Genomic DNA, 17,082 nt, shown 5'->3' on the forward strand with positions numbered 1-17,082 from the left:
TTTAATGAAATCGCACAACAACAAACGCAGTTCCTTTTTTTCCGGCAGTCTACTGGCTTGCTCGCTGTGGCTATTAACCACCAGTGCTGCATTAAATGCCGAAGACGCCACCCGCATTAATCTGCAAGACACGGAAATCCGCCAATTGATTGACATTGTTGCCAAGACCACCGGCAAGAATTTCATAGTCGATCAGCAAGTGCGCGGCAAAGTCACCTTCATTTCCGGCAACGGTCTGGACAAAGACGGGCTGTATGAAGCCTTCCTGTCGGTACTGCAAGTCCACGGTTTTGAAGCTGTCGAAACAGGCGACCTCATCAAAATTGTTCCCGCTGGAAAAGCACGCGGCAATGTCGCGCCGATGGTTGCCAACCCTGCGGAAAGTGATGCCGATGCGACGATTTCCCAAGTGGTTAAACTGGAATACATCCCCGTTACCACCGCGATTCAAACCCTGATGCCACTCAGCGGTCAGGGCGAAACCAGTATTCTGCCCAACCAAGCGAGTAACACTATCGCCTTAAAAGGCAAAGCCCAAAACGTTGCCCGCCTGATGGACGTGATTGCCAGCGTCGACAAACCCAATAACGAAGACTTTGAACTTGTGCCACTCGAATACGCGGTGGCTTCACAAGTTGCCTCCACCTTACAGGGCTTAGTCGGTGGTAACGCTGCTGCCGCAGCAGCGGGCGGTATGATGCCTGCTGGCGGCAAAATTTCAGCCGATGAACGTACCAACAGCGTATTGATTTCCGGCGACCGTCAAACCCGTGAACGCATGAAAAGCGCCATCGCCAAACTGGATGTCAAACGTGCCATTGAAGGTGACACCAGAGTCATCCAACTGCGCTACGCCAAGGCTGAAGATGTTGTCAACGTACTCAATGGCGTTGCACCCAATCTCCAGCAATACGGCGGGAGTGCTTACTACAATTATATGCCCCCCGGTTCAGACGGAAGTGTCTCCCCCGATGGCACACAGCCCTCCAGTGGCAGTGGTAGCAGCAATGTCAAAGTTCTAGCCGATAAAAGCAGCAACTCCATTATCATTAGTGGTCCGCCGACTTTGCAGAAAAACATGATCGCCGTGATCAACCAGCTTGACCGCCGCCGCGCCCAAGTCTTGGTCGAAGCCGTCATCGCTGAAGTCTCCACCGACCTTTCCAACCAACTTGGCGCAACCCTGCTGGCTAATGGTGCAAATGACGGTAGCGGCCCGGTTGGCTACAGCAATTTTGGTGGCATTGGCACACTTGCGGGCATTATTGGCGCGGTTCAAACCAGCACTATCCCCAGTGTTCCTAACGGTCTATTGCTGGCGGGGGGAAATAACAGCTTCGGTGCGATTGTCGAAGCGCTCAAAGGCGATGCTGCCACCAATATCCTTTCCACCCCAACGCTGGTGACGATGGATAACGAAGAAGCCGAAATCACCGTCGGACAAGAAGTCCCCTTCATCACTGGGCGTTCCACCAATGCCGCGAACGACACCACCAACCCGTTCACCACGATTGAACGCAAAGATGTCGGTTTGAAATTCAAAATCACCCCACAAATCAACCGGGGCGAAACCGTTAATCTCAAAATTGAACAGGAAACATCCAACGTCGCCTCCAGCAGTTCCGGCGCATCGGATTTAATCACCAACAAACGCCGCATTACCACCAATGTCATGGTCGAAGACGGGCAAATTCTGGTACTGGGCGGATTGATCGAAGACAATTACCGCGATTCTGAAAGCAAAGTGCCGTTATTGGGCGATATACCCGTGATTGGTGGCGCTTTCCGCAATAACACCACCAATAAAACCAAAAACAACCTAATGGTGTTCATCCACCCCATTATTATGCCAGATGGCAAATCCGCCGATGCTTACACCCGCATGAAATACCAAACCATGCAGCAACAGCAGCAGCGCAGTAAAGTATTGCAACGTGATCGCCTCTCCGAAGGTGCTTCCACCCTGCCACCGGATATGAATCGCGTCATCAATGGCTCGGCTGACAGCTTGCACAATCCGCCGCCACGCCCCCCTGCTCCCGTGAAAAAAGTGACACAAGGTCAAGGCACATGCAACAAATCCGACCCATTCTGTAGCGGGGCATTATGAGCGGGCAGGATGCACTAGCCACTGCCGAAGAGCCACTCAGCCTTGCGCTGAGCTTGCCGTACAGCTTTGCCAAACGCCACGGCATTTTGCTGCAAACCAGCGGGCAACAACCGCTGGTGCTGTGCCGAACTGGGGTCACGCCGTTAGCCTTGGCAGAAGTGCAACGCCTAAGCCCAGCCGATTTGCAATTTCAAACGGTTGACAACGCCACTTTTGACCGCTTGCTGGCAGCGCATTATGACCGCAGCCAAGTTGGCGCGTCGATGATGCAAGACATTGGTGACGATGCCGATTTGCAAGACATTGCCGGGTCATTACCCGAACCGGAAGACTTGTTGGAATCCGAAGACGATGCCCCCATCATCCGCCTGATCAATGCGCTATTGACCCAAGCGGTGAAAGAAGGTGCATCCGACATCCACATCGAAACCTTTGAAACCCGTATGTCGGTACGAATGCGCGTCGATGGCATTTTGCGCGAAATCATCGAACCACCGCGCAAACTCGCGCCGGTGATTATTTCGCGGATCAAAGTCATGGCACGCTTGGATATTGCCGAAAAACGCCTGCCGCAAGACGGACGCATCTCCCTGCGCGTTGCCGGACGCGGCGTCGACGTGCGGGTTTCCACCCTGCCCTCCGGTCACACCGAACGGGTGGTATTGCGCTTATTGGACAAGCAAGCCGGGCGCTTGAATCTGTCGCATCTGGGCATGGATCCCAAAATTTATGACCGCCTGCAAGCCCTGATCGAAAAGCCACACGGCATTATTCTCGTCACCGGTCCCACGGGTTCAGGAAAAACCACCACGCTGTACGCCGGTCTGACCCACTTAAACGACCAACGCCGCAATATCCTCACCGTCGAAGACCCTATCGAATATTACATTGACGGCATTGGGCAAACCCAAGTCAATAGCAAAGTCGACATGACCTTTGCACGCGGCTTACGCGCCATTTTACGCCAAGACCCGGATGTGGTGATGGTCGGCGAAATCCGCGATCTGGAAACCGCTGAAATTGCGGTGCAAGCCAGTTTAACCGGGCATTTGGTGTTTTCCACGCTGCACACCAATACTGCTGTGGGTGCTGTCACCCGACTGCAAGACATGGGCGTCGAACCTTATTTGCTCGCCTCCAGCTTGCTCGGTGTAGTCGCACAACGGCTGGTACGGGTGCTTTGCCCCGAATGCAAACAAGCTTCGCCTGCAGATGACGGTGAAATGCAAATCCTCCGCGCCGACCCGCACACTGCCCGCCCGATTCTCTACAAGCCGGTCGGTTGCCCTGCCTGTAACCATCGCGGTTTCGTCGGGCGCTTGGGGATTTACGAACTGGTGGCGTTGGATGACGGTTTGCGTCAAATGATCCACGACCACAAAAGCGAAATGCAACTCGAAGCCTATGCCCGCCAACACAGCCCCAGCATCCGCGAAGACGGTATTCGCTTGGTCTTGGAAGGTCGCACGTCGCTGGATGAAGTCTTGCGCGTCACCCGTGAGGATGCGCAGTAATGCCCGCGTTTGAATACCTCGCCCTGAATGCCGCCGGTAAAGAAGAGCGCGGCATTATGGAAGCGGATACCCCGCGCCAAATACGCCAGTTATTGCGCAATGGCGATTTGATTCCGCTGGAAGTCAATGAAGTCGCGCAAAAGCAGAAAAAAACCGAAGGTCGTTCCCTGTTCGGTGGCGGGCGGCTCAATCCCGCCGATCTTGCACTGATGACGCGCCAACTTGCCACTTTAGTACGTGCGGGTTCACCGATTGAGGAAGCTTTGGGTGCGGTCGTGCGCCAGACCGAACGCAATTCATCACGGCGCATTTTTTCCGCCATCCGCTCACGGGTCATGGAAGGTCACACGCTGGCAGGCGCGTTAGGCTTGTTTCCCGGTGCGTTTCCGGTGTTGTATCGCGCAACGGTGGGCGCGGGCGAACAATCTGGGCATTTATCCGAAGTCTTGGAACGCTTGGCGGATTACACCGAAAATCGCCAGCACAACCAGCAAAAAGTCACCACAGCGCTGGCTTACCCCTTGATTTTATTGCTGGTTGCGATTGGTGTGGTATCCGCCTTGCTGCGCTTTGTTGTCCCCAAAGTCGTGGAAGCGTTTTCGACGTTGGACATTGAGCTACCGCTGCTCACGCGAATGCTGATTGCTGCCAGCGAATTCCTGCAAAATCACGGTTTGACCTTGCTCATTAGCATTATTTTGGTGATCGCGGGAATCGTGTGGCTATTGCAACGCCCCGTGTGGAAAGCACGTTACCACCGCCTGCTATTGCGCTTGCCGGTCATCGGACGCATTACCCGTGGCATTAACACCGAAAACTTTGCCCGCACCTTCAGCATACTCAGCAGCAGTGGCGTAACGGTATTGGATGCGATGAAAATTTCGGCGGAAGTCGTCATCAGCATTCCCATGCGCCGCTCGGTGCTGGAAGCGGCTGAAAAAGTGCGCGAAGGGATGCCGATTCACAAAGCGCTGGAACGTTCCGGCTATTTCCCGCCGATGATGGTCTACCTGATTGCCAGCGGCGAAGGCAGCGGCAAACTCGATGAAATGCTGGAACGTGCCGCCATCCAGCAAGAGCGCGAAGTGCAAACCAAAATTGCCACCATGCTCAGTTTGCTCGAACCCGGCTTAATTTTGGTGATGGGCGGTATCGTTACTTTAATTGTCCTTTCTATCATGCTCCCGGTCATGGGCGGCATGTCGCAGATCATGCGTTAATTCCCATTAATTTTTCTCATTAAGCATTTCGTCAGCTAAATAGCCGCGATTATAGGTCATGGCGTTGAGGCACACCTGCGCCCGTCGCATAGTATCCACAAGCAAGAAATATTTCGTATTAACCAATATTAAAAATAATGACCTGTGGAAAAGTGTCCCCGCACGGTCTTTGTGGAGCAAGCGTCATGCCAGATACTACTAGCCTAGAATTTCGGGCAACAGTGCCTAGATTTTTTCAAGACAGCACCCGCACCGCAGCAGATACATCGGTTAATACTGCCAATCTACTGTATGTGTACGCGCCTGCCCATGATGTCGAGGCCATTCAAGCCGTGCTCGAACGCAATGCAATACCACACGTTATGAATCATTACGGTATCCGTGATTATCAACATAAAACCCTGTGTTTTTGCGGATTGTCCGCGCTCAGTGACATCCAGCTCAGCTTTTTAGTCAACGCAGCGAATAGCGGCGCACGGGTAGAAGCTTTACTGGATCGCCTGGATAAACGCCTTAACTTTGTGGAAGTCGACTTATTAAATGCAGACTATTTATTGGACAATGACAAACACCAATATGCTACTGGCTACCAACACCTACTGAAACGCGGTCTGGATGTGGGCGTATCCTTGTTATTGCTAGCCCTGACCCTGCCCATTTGGTTGATCACGGCTATCGCGATCAAATGGGAGTCGCGCGGTTCAATATTTTTCCAGCAGCGTCGCACTGGATTATTTAATCAGGAATTTAATATCCTCAAATTCCGCTCCATGTGTGAAGATGCTGAAAAAGACGGGGCGCGTTGGGCATCCAAAGAAGACAGCCGCGTGACACGGGTGGGCAAGTTCATTCGCAAAACCCGCATTGACGAGTTACCCCAACTGCTCAATGTGCTCAAGGGTGAAATGTCAATCGTCGGGCCACGCCCAGAACGTGAAGTGTTTATTCGTGATTTGGAAAAGCAAATTCCGTTTTACCGCTTCCGCCACACGGTCAAGCCCGGTGTGACTGGCTTGGCACAAGTACGTTATACCTATGGCGCATCGGTGGAAGATGCGATGCATAAACACCGTTACGACATTTATTACATTAAGCACCAAAGCGTGTGGATGGATATGCGGATTCTGTTCGATACCGTGCGGGTCGTGCTGACGGGTCAAGGGGTCTGATGTATCATGCACTCCTTTGTTTCGCCAAGGATTGCCCCACATGGACACCCCCATCCGCATGACCGAATACAGCCACGGCTCTGGTTGTGGCTGTAAAATCGCCCCCGCTGTACTCGATGTCATCTTACACAGCCAATTGCCACCCGATGTCTGCGATGCTTTGCTGGTCGGCAACAGTTCCCGCGACGATGCCGCCGTTTACGATTTAGGCAATGGCACGGCGGTTATCAGCACCACCGATTTTTTCATGCCGATTGTGGATGATCCGTTCACGTTTGGGTGCATTGCCGCCACCAATGCCATCAGCGATGTCTACGCGATGGGCGGCAAACCCATTATGGCAATTGCAATTTTCGGCTGGCCGCTCGACAAATTGCCGCCGGAAGTCGGGCGCGAAGTGGTCGAAGGCGGGCGCAAAGCCTGTCAGGATGCCGGTATTCCCCTCGCAGGCGGACACAGCATCGACGCCCCCGAACCCATTTTTGGCTTAGCCGTGACCGGCATTGTGCAAACCCGCCACCTCAAGCAAAACAGCACCGCACAAGCCGGATGCAAGCTGTACCTCACCAAACCGCTCGGTATCGGCATCCTCACCACCGCTCAAAAACGCAAAGTCTTATTGCCGGAACACAGCAATCTTGCGATTGATACCATGTGCCAGATGAACAGCATCGGCGCACAATTCGGAGAAATGCCAGCCGTCACCGCGCTTACCGATGTTACCGGCTTTGGGCTGGGCGGGCATTTGCGTGAAATGTGCGAAGGCAGCGGCTTGCAAGCAGTCATCCAATTCGATCAAGTACCAGTTTTGCCACACATCCCGCAATATCTGGAACTGGATTGCTCACCGGGCGGCGCAAAACGCAATTTCGACAGCTACGGCTACGCGCTCGGTGCAATGACAGAACGCCAACGGCAAATCATCTGCGACCCCCAAACCAGCGGCGGCTTGTTGGTAGCACTTGCGCCTGAGGGCGAGGCGGAATTCTTAGCCGTGTGTCGACAGGCGGGCATGGACTTACAACCGATTGGCTATTTGCGCGAACCCGTTGCCGGTAGCCCTCTGATTACGGTGGAATAACCCATGTCACTGCTGAACGCTGATAAAGACTTACCTGTCATCGACGATTTATTGAACTTGTTTTTGCAAGACGTGCCGCTCTTGGATGTACGCGCCCCCGTGGAATTTTTTGAGGGTGCGTTCCCGTGCAGCACCAACCTACCCTTAATGGATGATGCGGATCGGGTCGCGATTGGCACACGTTACAAACAACAAGGGCAAGATGCGGCTATCGAACTGGGCTTGCAGCGGGTAAGCGGTGAGATTAAGGCGGCACGGGTGGCAGCATGGCAGCAATTCGCCGAACGACACCCAGACGGAGTGCTGTATTGTTTTCGGGGTGGGTTACGCTCACGCACGTCGCAACAATGGTTGTATGAGCAAACGGACATTCGTTATCCGCGTGTTCACGGTGGTTACAAAGCGATGCGCCGGTTTTTGCTGGAGCAGTTGGAAACCTTACCTCATTTGCTTCAGCCCATCATCCTCAGTGGGCGCACGGGTTCAGGCAAGACGCGGTTTTTACGTGCTTTTACGCAGCAAATTGACCTCGAAGCCTGCGCCAATCACCGTGGCTCCGCGTTTGGCACTCAACCTACCCCGCAACCACCGCAAATTGGGTTTGAGAATACGCTTACCATTCAATTGCTGCGCAAATTCCATCAGGGGCAAACGGCACTGCTGTTTGAAGACGAAAGCCGCACCATCGGCTCACTGCATTTACCCGACACTTTTTTTGAGACCTTACGCACTGCCCCACTGGTGTTGATGCAAGTCCCTAATGAAGAGCGCGTTGAAATTAGCTATCAGGAATATGTCGTGGACAATACTGCCTCCTTCATTGCGGTGCATGGCGGGGATACGGAAGCGGGGTTTGCGGCATTCAGTGCGTATCTGCTCGGCAGTTTGGCGAAGGTGCAACGCCGCTTGGGTGGGGTGCGTTACCAACAAGCGCGGGAAATGATGGAACGTGCTTTGCAACAACAAGCGCGAGACCAGTCGACTACCGCGCATTACGATTGGGTGCGTTTCATTTTGTTGGATTACTACGACCCGATGTATGACTATCAGATCAGTAAGAAGCAGGATCGGCTGGTGTTTACGGGTTCACCAGCCGAGGTGCGGGAATACCTCAACGCGCAAGGCATTCACTAAGTATCAAGTCACCACATCCGCCGCTTCGCGCCCAGTAAAGTGCTCAATTCTGGCAACTTGTTGCACGATGGCGAGAAGATCAGCCAGCGCGTCTTGCACCTCCTGATCGTGTTTGCTGACATCCGCTTCGTAATTTTCGAGGTAAACACGCAAAGTTGCGCCCTGTGTCCCCGTACCCGATAAGCGGAAGATAATGCGCGAACCGTCGGTAAACAGGATGCGAATTCCCTGATTCTTGCTCACTGAACCATCGACCGGATCGGTGTAAGTGAAATTATCGGTTGCTCCGACCGTCAAAGCACCAAACTGTTTGCCTACCAAACCCGGCAACTGTGCCTGCAACGCATCCACCAGAGCATTGGCGTCTTTCAGCTCAATCGCTTCGTAATCGTGGCGTGAATAGTAATTGCGCCCGTATTCCGCCCAATGCTTGCGCACGATGTTTTCCACCGAATCCTGCTTTTCTGCCAGCAAGTTCAACCAGAACAACACTGCCCACAACCCGTCTTTTTCGCGCACATGATCAGAACCTGTACCAAAGCTCTCTTCGCCGCACAAGGTGATCTTGCCTGCATCCAACAAATTGCCGAAAAACTTCCAGCCGGTTGGGGTTTCAAAGCACGGGATACCCAGTTTCGCCGCGACCCGATCCGGCGCTTGGCTGGTCGGCATGGAACGCGCAATGCCCGAAATGCCATCTTTGTAACCCGGAATCAAACGCGCATTCGCCGCCAAAATCGCAAGGCTATCGCTAGGGGTGACAAAAAAACGCTTGCCCAGAATCATATTACGATCGCCGTCACCATCGGAGGCTGCGCCGAAATCAATGTCGGAATTCCGCGCATACAGCAGTGCCATCAACTCATGGGCGTGCGCTTGATTCGGGTCAGGATGCCCGCCACCAAAATCTGCCAACGGTTCGCCCTGAATGACAGAGCCAACAGGTGCGCCCAAACGTTCCTCCAGAATACGATGCCCGTAAGGCCCCGTTACCGCGTGCATTGCATCGAAACGCATCTTGAAATGGTCGGATTTCAGCAATGCGGCAATCTTGTCAAAGTCGAAAATGGTTTCCATCAGCGCCAGATAGTCACTAACCGAATCCACCACCTCCACCTGCATTCCAGCAAGCTGGTACGTCCCCAGCTTGTCAACCGGAATCGGGTTGAGCGGCACAATGTGGTATTCGTGGATTTGTTTAGCGGCGGCAAACATCGCTTCAGTCATGCTTTCAGGAGCAGACCCACCGTTTGCGCCATTGAATTTAATGCCGAAATCACCTTCGGGACCACCTGCGTTATGGCTGGCGGAGAGAATAATCCCCCCCAATGCCTGGTATTGGCGAATCAGGTTCGACGCTGCCGGAGTGGAAAGAATGCCGCCCTGCCCCAATATAACGCGCCCGAAACCCGCTGCGGCTGCCATGCGCAGAATGATTTGAATCGCCTCGCGGTTAAAATAACGCCCGTCACCGCCGAGAATCAGGGTGCTCCCTTGTACATTGTCCAAGGTATTGAAAATGGCTTGTACAAAGGTTTGCAAATAATCAGGCTTCTTGAATTGCTTGACGCTTTTCCGTAAACCGGATGTCCCCGGTTTTTGGTCATCGAAAGGTGTGGTTTTAATGGTCTGGATAGTCATGAGAGTACGCTTGCCAGTAGGTTTTTGTTAGGATTCGAGACTTCATCTGCACAGCATTGCAGCCGCACAAATCATGTAGTCATTATGGATTTATGTTAGTCAAAGAACAACCCGCCACCTTCGCGCCACGCCCAAAATCTTTCGCGGCGCTGATGGAAATGTATGAAATAAATTATATCCAGTTGCGTCTATTGTGTGGCGACATGCGTATCTTACCGCAACAAACAGTATCACGGGTAGCAAACGGCATTCCGGTATCGCTTACGATTCTCGACCACACGACGCATACCAGCACCTTGATGCTAACGTATTTGTTTGATGAAAGCCGTAATGCCAAAGACAACCGCCCGGATATGCTAATTCGGGTTTACCACGATTCACGCCAAGCCGAAGTGGTGAGTCATCGCTGCCGCCTGACTGAAGATCCTGTACAATATTGGAATAAAGAGTTAGATACGATGTTATTGTGCCGCTGGCGCATGAACAGATTCTTATACAAATGGACAAATTATCTACGTAGGCAAGGTCATTGCTTTACCTAGGGTCAACACCATAAAAAGCTTTGTACAACTTATTGCAGTAAACTCCACGCATACCTATACTGGAAACACATCATTAATGTTCACCTATTGTACAACTTAAGTCTGCAAATATTCTTGACTAATACACTAGGTTTATTTAAGATACTGAGTAATTCAGTCGGGAATTAACACGCAGCAACACTGCAAAGGAGCACCCCCATGAAACTGTCAACGAAAGGTCGGTATGCGGTCACTGCCATGATGGATCTAGCGATTCACGATCATCAAGGTCCCGTCACGCTGGCAGATATTTCACAATGCCAAGGTATCTCCCTGTCTTATCTTGAGCAATTATTTGCCAAGTTACGTAAAGAGGGTTTAGTAGAAGGGGTACGCGGGCCAGGCGGTGGTTATCGTTTAGGTCGCCCCTCTAGTCAAATTAGCATTGCAGAAATCATCAATGCGGTAGACGAAAACATTGACGTAACCCGTTGTCTTGGCAGCAAAGATTGCCACGGTGGCGAGAAATGCTTAACCCATCAATTATGGGAAGATTTGAGCGGGCGTTTATATGAATTTTTGGACAATTTAACATTAGCCAGCTTTATCAATCGCCCCGAAATACGTGAAGTAGCACGTCGTCAAGACACAATTGCCAGCCGTATTGCAACCATGTTCCCCCCGCGTCCTACGATTGGCGTAGTGGCAAATGCCAGTTGCTAAGAGGTACACGTACTTGGTTAATGGTCAACAAAAAAAGGCGAAGAGTGGTTCGCCTTTTTTTGTTCCGGTTTAGCTGATATTCACGCCGCAGCGTGCATATCTTCTTCTGTGCGCACATCCAACTGATGCAACTCCATCACCGGATGAATTTGCAACAACGTCAACTTACCTAACGCCTTGTCATCTAACAACGCCGCACCGGTATCAATGTAATAAAAGTTTGCCGTGTGTAACGGTTTACTGACCGGCGTATGCCCAAACACCACCAAGTCAATGCCCTCGACAGGCACAGTACGCCCCATCATCTTGAAATGCTTATAGCGATTGCGCGACCACAGCGCGTACTCTTCCATATCCGGGTCTGATTCCAACGAACGTATGAATTGATGCCAAGGAATTCCCGTTGGAATATCCGCATGTACAATCCCGACATGACCATTCGCAGTGTAAATCTCGAAAGCAAGCGGCAATTGCGCCAACACATTACGAATACGCGGGCGGATGTGTTCAGGAACACGCTTCCACCATGCGCCGCCATTGTAACGGGTCCAGTTTTCCAACACTGCTGCGTTATATTCCGAATCCAGCAACATGCGTTCATGATTGCCCATAATCGCATGAAACCAATCATGGTTAAGAAACTCAATCACGCGATGCGACTCCGCGCCACGGTCAATCAAATCCCCTACTGAAAACACCCGATCAGCATCAGGATCAAAATTAAGACGCTGTAACAGCCGCTCTAAGGCTGAAAAGGAGCCATGAACATCACCGACGACGAAATCGCGTCCGCGTGAATTTTTACCGAAAAACTTAAAAGGCGCATAACTCATGGTCATATTCCAAGAACAACCTAACTAAAGTTAGCCAGTTAGTACAGGGTTTGCTTATCTATTTCGTTGTGACACCCACGCTACCAGCACCCATCCTAAAAAAATCTTAACTCAATTGCTGGTAATAAGAAATAAATTTATCTTATCTTTTTTCTAAGTAACTGCTGTTTTTTGCGGAAAAAGCCAGTAGCCCCCATCCCACAATGAAGCTAAGTCCACCTAGGGGAGTTACCAGTGCGAACCCCTTGATTCCTGTTAAAACATACAGATAGAGACTACCAGAGAATAAAACCATGCCTAACAAAAATGCATAACCGGCATAAGCAACATACTTATTTTTTATAAGTTTATTTAAAATACTAATAAATAATAATGCTAATGAATGGTAAAACTGGTACTCGACACCCGTATGAAAACGTTGCAACATCTTGGCATCGACTAATTTTTCCAAACCGTGCGCTCCAAATGCCCCCAAGATGACTGCGAGCATTCCTGACACACTGGCGATTAGCAGAAAATGATTCCTTTCCACAACGATACGACCTTATGAATACACATGAAAAACGTCAATTGTACCGCGTCATTCTCAGAATCATGGCATGGTTAGGTATTTTATTCCTGATGGGCGTGTTCTTGCGCAGTTGCCTTGCCTAGGTAGACATCATAACGCACCGCTTTACCACTGATGACAAAAGCCGGTTTACACCCGTGTAGTTCAGGGGCGTGACGCGGGCGCTTAACAACCACTCGCCGCTTGGAACGTTCCTGAGCCAGTGCCAACAGTGCATCACTGTCAGTATCGGCACCCACCACTTCGTGGAAAAAACGCATCTCTTTTTGTACCAAAGCGGACTTTTGCCGATCGGGAAACATAGGGTCGAGGTACACTACATCAGGCAATGCCGCTGCGGGAAGCTCCGTTAGCCATACGTGCGCATCTGCCAGATGCAAGGTCATACGTGCAGCAATTTCCACTGTTTCCTGATCATCACTTGCCAACGCACGCTGCAAACCGTCAGCCAATAAAGCATGAACAATCGGGGAACGTTCCAACAAGGTCACGGTGCAACCCAAGGTCGCCAGCACGAAGGATTCGCGCCCTAAACCTGCGGTCGCATCAATCACTTGCGGGTGTTTGAACTTGTGTAAGCCAATCGCTTTGGCAATGTCCTGCCCCTTTCCACCACCGAACTTGCGGCGGTGTTGGGCTTTGCCTTCCACAAAATCGACGTACACCGCACCCACTTTGGGGTCGTGGGTGTCGTGCAGTTCCAGTCGTGCAGGCGTTTGCACCAGTTGATAGCGCTCAGGCATCAATAATGCGGGGGTGGAGTTTCATCGGCTTGACTACCGACAGCAGACGGGGTGATGGATTTAAGCTTCTCATTAAGCCGTTCAATTTCCAGCAACGCCGAGGCTATATCTTTTTGTTGCAGGTAAAGCTGATGGCTCAAGGTTTCCAGCATTTGCTCCTGTTCCATGAACAGGAGTTCCAGTTTTTCCAAGCGTGCTTCCATCAGGAATTAACGCCCCGCCATTGCCGCAATTCGCATCCGCAGCGCATTCAGCTTGATGAAGCCTTCCGCGTCTTTTTGGTTGTACGCGCCGCCGTCATCGTCAAACGTGGCAATGCGTGCATCAAACAAGCTATCGTCGGATTTACGACCGGCAACAGTGACCGCGCCTTTGTACAATTTCATGCGCACTGTGCCATTCACGAAGGCTTGGGATGCGTCGATCATGGTTTGCATCATTTTGCGCTCAGGACTCCACCAGTAACCGTTGTAAACCAGCTCGGCGTATTTAGGCATCAGGCTGTCTTTCAGGTGGGCGACTTCGCGGTCGAGGGTGAGGGATTCAATCGCACGGTGCGCAGGCAACAAGATTGTGCCGCCGGGGGTTTCGTAGCAGCCGCGTGATTTCATGCCGACGTAGCGGTTTTCCACCAAATCCAAACGACCGATACCGTTTGCGCCACCCAGTTTATTTAGGGTTTCGAGGATGGCGGAGGCGGACATTTCCTGACCGTCTAACGCTACCGCATCACCGCCCTTGAAGGTGATTTCGACGTAGGTAGGCTTGTCTGGCGCAGTTTCCGGGGAAACGCTCCAACGCCACATGTCTTCTTCCGCTTCAAACCACGGATCTTCCAACGGGCCGCCTTCGTAAGAAATGTGCAGCAGGTTAGCATCCATTGAATACGGGGATTTCTTGCCCGCTTTTTTGAAATCGACCGGAATATTGTGCTTTTCCGCATACGCCATTAAATCAGCGCGGGAATTCATGTCCCATTCACGCCAAGGGGCAATCACTTTCACGCCCGGTTTTAGCGCGTATGCACCGAGTTCAAAGCGCACTTGGTCGTTGCCTTTGCCAGTCGCACCGTGCGAAATCGCATCCGCTCCGGTTTCATTAGCGATTTCAATCAAACGCTTAGCGATTAACGGGCGGGCGATGGATGTGCCCAGCAGGTATTCGCCTTCGTAAATGGTATTGGCGCGGAACATCGGGAACACATAGTCGCGCACGAATTCTTCGCGCAGGTCTTCGATGTAAATTTCTTCCGGTTTAATGCCCATTGCCAACGCTTTGGCACGGGCGGGTTCGACTTCTTCGCCTTGACCAATATCAGCGGTGAAGGTGACGATTTCGCACCCGTAATTTTCTTGCAGCCACCGCACGATGATGGAGGTATCCAAGCCGCCGGAGTAGGCTAACACGACTTTGTTGACAGACTGTGTCATGTATTAAGTGTTCCCGTTGTGGTAATCGAAACCGCGCATTATATGCGCTACACTCACGCCTTGCACTACAAACGAGAGAGAGGAGAACCTATGGAACGCCGTTCATTCTTCAAGCACGCTGCTGCCAGCACTGTTGCTTTAGCCGCTGTACCTGCCACCCTATTAGCCGACGAAGCAGCCAAAGCCGCCGCATCCAGCGATTTACCCACCATCAGTTGGCGGTTAACGTCCAGTTTCCCCAAATCACTTGACACCATTTACGGCGCATCCGACGTACTCGCTTCTGCCCTTTCCAAAATCACTAGCGGTAAATTCACCGTGAAAGTCTTCGCAGCGGGAGAAATCGTCCCCGGCTTGCAAGTGCTGGATGCGATCCAAAACGGCACGGTCGAAGCCGGTCACACCGCCTCCTACTACTACTTCGGCAAAAACCCCGCCCTCGCCTTCGATTGCGCCGTACCGTTCGGGCTGACTTCACGCCAGCAAACCGCGTGGATGTTGCACGGCAACGGTATGAAACTGATGCGCGAACTCTTCGCCGAATACAACGTGGTCAACTTCATGGGCGGCAATACTGGCGTACAAATGGGCGGCTGGTTCAACAAAGAAATCAACACCGTTAAAGACTTGGAAGGCTTGAAATTCCGCGTCGGTGGTTTCGCTGGTCGCGTCCTTAGCAAACTCGGTGTAGTGCCGCAGCAATTACCCGGTGGTGACATTTACCCCGCACTGGAAAAAGGCACGATTGACGCTGCCGAATGGGTCGGCCCTTACGATGACGAAAAGCTCGGTTTCGCCAAAATCGTCAAAAACTACTACACCCCCGGCTGGTGGGAAGCAGGCCCGCAACTCTCCTTCTACGTCAATAAAGAGCAGTGGGAAAAACTACCGGATGCCTACAAAGCCGCGTGGGAAGCCGCTTGCCAACAAGCTCACAATGACATGCAAGCGAAATACGACGCACTGAACCCACAAGCACTCGCTAATTTGATGGGTAGCGACGTGAAATTGCGCTCGTTCAGCGACGAGATCATGGAAGCCTGCTTCAAAGCCACGCTGGAAACTTACGACGAAGAATCCAAAGCCAACCCCAAATTCAAAAAAATCTACGACGACTGGAAAGTGTTCCGCAATAACCAAGCGCAATGGGGAACCTCTAAAAACCCACTGATACCCACACAAATGTGAGAAAATGCTCATCTGAGCCACCGCCCCGTTACTAGCCATGCCCAAGAAAAGTGCCATCAAAACCAGTCTGTTTGCCGCCGAAGAGCGTGAACAGAAACTCGACCGCAAGGGCGACCTGCTGTCCACGCTGAACCAGCACGTCAACTTTGTCGCCTTGGCAGCAGAAATCGACCACATCGCCCCACGCCCAAGTGACAAGCGAGGAGGCCGTCCACCCTACCCAACGGAACTGATGGTACGGGTCTTGGTGTTGCAACACCTGTACAACCTGTCGGACGAGGCATTGGAATACCAATTGCTTGACCGGCTGTCGTTCCAACGGTTTTGTGGCCTGCGTCATTCCAGCACGATCCCGGATGCCAATACCTTGTGGGTATTCCGTGAACGGATCAGCGCGGCAGGTGGTGCGGATGCCCTGTTTGATGCCGTCCAACGGCAATTACAACAACACGGTTTTATTGCCCGTGGTGGTCAAATCGTCGATGCCACGCTGGTGGAAGCCCCTAAACAACATTTCCACAAAGAAGAAAAAGCGCTGTTGGAACAAGCGGCAACACCCGCTGGCTGGACACCTGCCCAACGTCGCCAAAAGGATACGGAAGCAAGCTGGACGAAAAAACACGGCAAAAGCTACCACGGCTACAAACTCAGTATCAGTGCCGATCGGAAATACAAACTCATCCGCAAACGCCACATCAGCACCGCCAAAGAGCATGACACCAACCATTTTGAAGCGGTGCTTGACCGAGCCAACACCAGCCGTGACGTATGGGCGGACAAAGGTTATGAAGACCAATCCCGTGAACAACGCCTCAACCAAGGTAGCTGGCGGTTACACATCCAGCACAAAGCCAAGAAAGGCAAGCCGCAATCCGACTGCCAGAAACGCCGCAACACCCGCATCGCCAGACCCCGCGCACGGGTTGAGCATGTGTTTGGGTCAATCTGTGCGATGGGTGGCAAAGCCATCCGCAGCATTGGGTTGGCACGGGCAGTATTCGGCCTCAGCATCAAAGCAACCGTGTATAACCTGCGTCGGCTCTGTTCGCTCAGAGAGGGCGGAGTTGTGCCCATTTGATGGAGAAATTCCCGAAAAAACAGCAAAAATGCGGAAAAACAACCTGATTGTGGCTTGGTGTGCTAAAAATTGAGATGGGTTGGTGTTTTTTTAACAAAATGCCGATAGGCCAACGCTAACCGTTGC

General features: G+C 52.0%; 16 protein-coding genes. 10 read left to right on the forward strand and 6 right to left on the reverse strand.

The window, feature by feature from the left end:
- Positions 1 to 4 precede the first annotated feature (4 nt).
- The 6 genes from gspD (at position 5) to mnmH (ending at position 8,228) form a co-directional block, all read left to right on the forward strand.
- Positions 5 to 2,110 carry a type II secretion system secretin GspD gene (gene gspD, locus L2Y54_RS19300; RefSeq protein ID WP_236498310.1) on the forward strand — a complete coding sequence of 702 codons (2,106 nt, stop codon included), beginning with the start codon at positions 5 to 7 and terminating at the stop codon, positions 2,108 to 2,110.
- Positions 2,107 to 3,624 carry a type II secretion system ATPase GspE gene (gspE, locus tag L2Y54_RS19305; RefSeq protein ID WP_236498311.1) on the forward strand — a complete coding sequence of 506 codons (1,518 nt, stop codon included), beginning with the start codon at positions 2,107 to 2,109 and terminating at the stop codon, positions 3,622 to 3,624. The genes gspD and gspE overlap by 4 nt, the downstream gene beginning before the upstream one ends.
- Positions 3,624 to 4,844 (forward strand): type II secretion system inner membrane protein GspF, encoded by a 1,221-nt coding sequence (gene gspF, locus L2Y54_RS19310; protein ID WP_236498313.1) that lies wholly within the window; start codon positions 3,624 to 3,626, stop codon positions 4,842 to 4,844. The genes gspE and gspF overlap by 1 nt, the downstream gene beginning before the upstream one ends.
- 185 nt (positions 4,845 to 5,029) lie before the next feature.
- Positions 5,030 to 6,013 carry an exopolysaccharide biosynthesis polyprenyl glycosylphosphotransferase gene (locus L2Y54_RS19315; protein ID WP_236498314.1) on the forward strand — a complete coding sequence of 328 codons (984 nt, stop codon included), beginning with the start codon at positions 5,030 to 5,032 and terminating at the stop codon, positions 6,011 to 6,013.
- 40 nt (positions 6,014 to 6,053) lie between these two features.
- Positions 6,054 to 7,094 carry a selenide, water dikinase SelD gene (gene selD, locus L2Y54_RS19320; RefSeq protein WP_236498316.1) on the forward strand — a complete coding sequence of 347 codons (1,041 nt, stop codon included), beginning with the start codon at positions 6,054 to 6,056 and terminating at the stop codon, positions 7,092 to 7,094.
- A gap of 3 nt (positions 7,095 to 7,097) precedes the next feature.
- The gene (gene mnmH / locus L2Y54_RS19325; RefSeq protein WP_236498318.1) at positions 7,098 to 8,228 is read left to right on the forward strand and encodes a tRNA 2-selenouridine(34) synthase MnmH; all 1,131 of its coding nucleotides are present in this window, start codon (positions 7,098 to 7,100) and stop codon (positions 8,226 to 8,228) included.
- A 3-nt stretch (positions 8,229 to 8,231) separates the two neighbouring features.
- Here mnmH and L2Y54_RS19330 read toward each other — a convergent pair whose 3' ends face one another.
- Positions 8,232 to 9,869, reverse strand: a complete 1,638-nt coding sequence (locus L2Y54_RS19330; RefSeq protein WP_236498320.1) for an alpha-D-glucose phosphate-specific phosphoglucomutase — start codon at positions 9,867 to 9,869, stop codon at positions 8,232 to 8,234.
- A gap of 92 nt (positions 9,870 to 9,961) precedes the next feature.
- Between L2Y54_RS19330 and L2Y54_RS19335 the strand changes: the two genes are divergently transcribed.
- Both L2Y54_RS19335 and L2Y54_RS19340 read left to right on the forward strand, forming a co-directional pair.
- A complete protein-coding gene (locus L2Y54_RS19335; protein ID WP_236498322.1) occupies positions 9,962 to 10,411 on the forward strand; it encodes a DUF1249 domain-containing protein in 450 nt (149 codons plus the stop codon).
- 198 nt (positions 10,412 to 10,609) lie between these two features.
- Positions 10,610 to 11,113 carry a Fe-S cluster assembly transcription factor gene (locus tag L2Y54_RS19340; RefSeq protein WP_236498323.1) on the forward strand — a complete coding sequence of 168 codons (504 nt, stop codon included), beginning with the start codon at positions 10,610 to 10,612 and terminating at the stop codon, positions 11,111 to 11,113.
- 80 nt (positions 11,114 to 11,193) lie between these two features.
- Here the strand turns inward: L2Y54_RS19340 and L2Y54_RS19345 are convergent, their stop codons facing one another.
- From L2Y54_RS19345 to L2Y54_RS19365, 5 genes are all read right to left on the reverse strand, one after another.
- Complete coding sequence (locus tag L2Y54_RS19345; RefSeq protein WP_236498325.1) at positions 11,194 to 11,946, reverse strand: metallophosphoesterase; 753 nt, start codon at positions 11,944 to 11,946, stop codon at positions 11,194 to 11,196.
- Between the two features lie 142 nt (positions 11,947 to 12,088).
- Entirely contained in the window at positions 12,089 to 12,436 is a 348-nt protein-coding gene (locus tag L2Y54_RS19350; protein ID WP_236498327.1) for a DUF423 domain-containing protein, read from the reverse strand.
- A gap of 122 nt (positions 12,437 to 12,558) precedes the next feature.
- A complete protein-coding gene (locus tag L2Y54_RS19355; RefSeq protein WP_236498329.1) occupies positions 12,559 to 13,260 on the reverse strand; it encodes a class I SAM-dependent methyltransferase in 702 nt (233 codons plus the stop codon).
- Complete coding sequence (locus L2Y54_RS19360) at positions 13,260 to 13,463, reverse strand: SlyX family protein (RefSeq protein WP_236498330.1); 204 nt, start codon at positions 13,461 to 13,463, stop codon at positions 13,260 to 13,262. The genes L2Y54_RS19355 and L2Y54_RS19360 overlap by 1 nt, the downstream gene beginning before the upstream one ends.
- Before the next feature lie 6 nt (positions 13,464 to 13,469).
- Positions 13,470 to 14,690, reverse strand: coding sequence for an argininosuccinate synthase (locus L2Y54_RS19365; RefSeq protein ID WP_236498332.1), 1,221 nt, complete (start codon positions 14,688 to 14,690; stop codon positions 13,470 to 13,472).
- A gap of 90 nt (positions 14,691 to 14,780) precedes the next feature.
- Between L2Y54_RS19365 and L2Y54_RS19370 the strand changes: the two genes are divergently transcribed.
- Both L2Y54_RS19370 and L2Y54_RS19375 read left to right on the forward strand, forming a co-directional pair.
- Positions 14,781 to 15,878, forward strand: a complete 1,098-nt coding sequence (locus L2Y54_RS19370; RefSeq protein ID WP_236498334.1) for a TRAP transporter substrate-binding protein — start codon at positions 14,781 to 14,783, stop codon at positions 15,876 to 15,878.
- A gap of 37 nt (positions 15,879 to 15,915) precedes the next feature.
- Complete coding sequence (locus L2Y54_RS19375) at positions 15,916 to 16,956, forward strand: IS5 family transposase (RefSeq protein ID WP_236497348.1); 1,041 nt, start codon at positions 15,916 to 15,918, stop codon at positions 16,954 to 16,956.
- Positions 16,957 to 17,082 lie beyond the last annotated feature (126 nt).

This window comes from Thiothrix winogradskyi, from assembly GCF_021650935.1.
Taxonomy (GTDB): Bacteria; Pseudomonadota; Gammaproteobacteria; order Thiotrichales; family Thiotrichaceae; genus Thiothrix; species Thiothrix winogradskyi.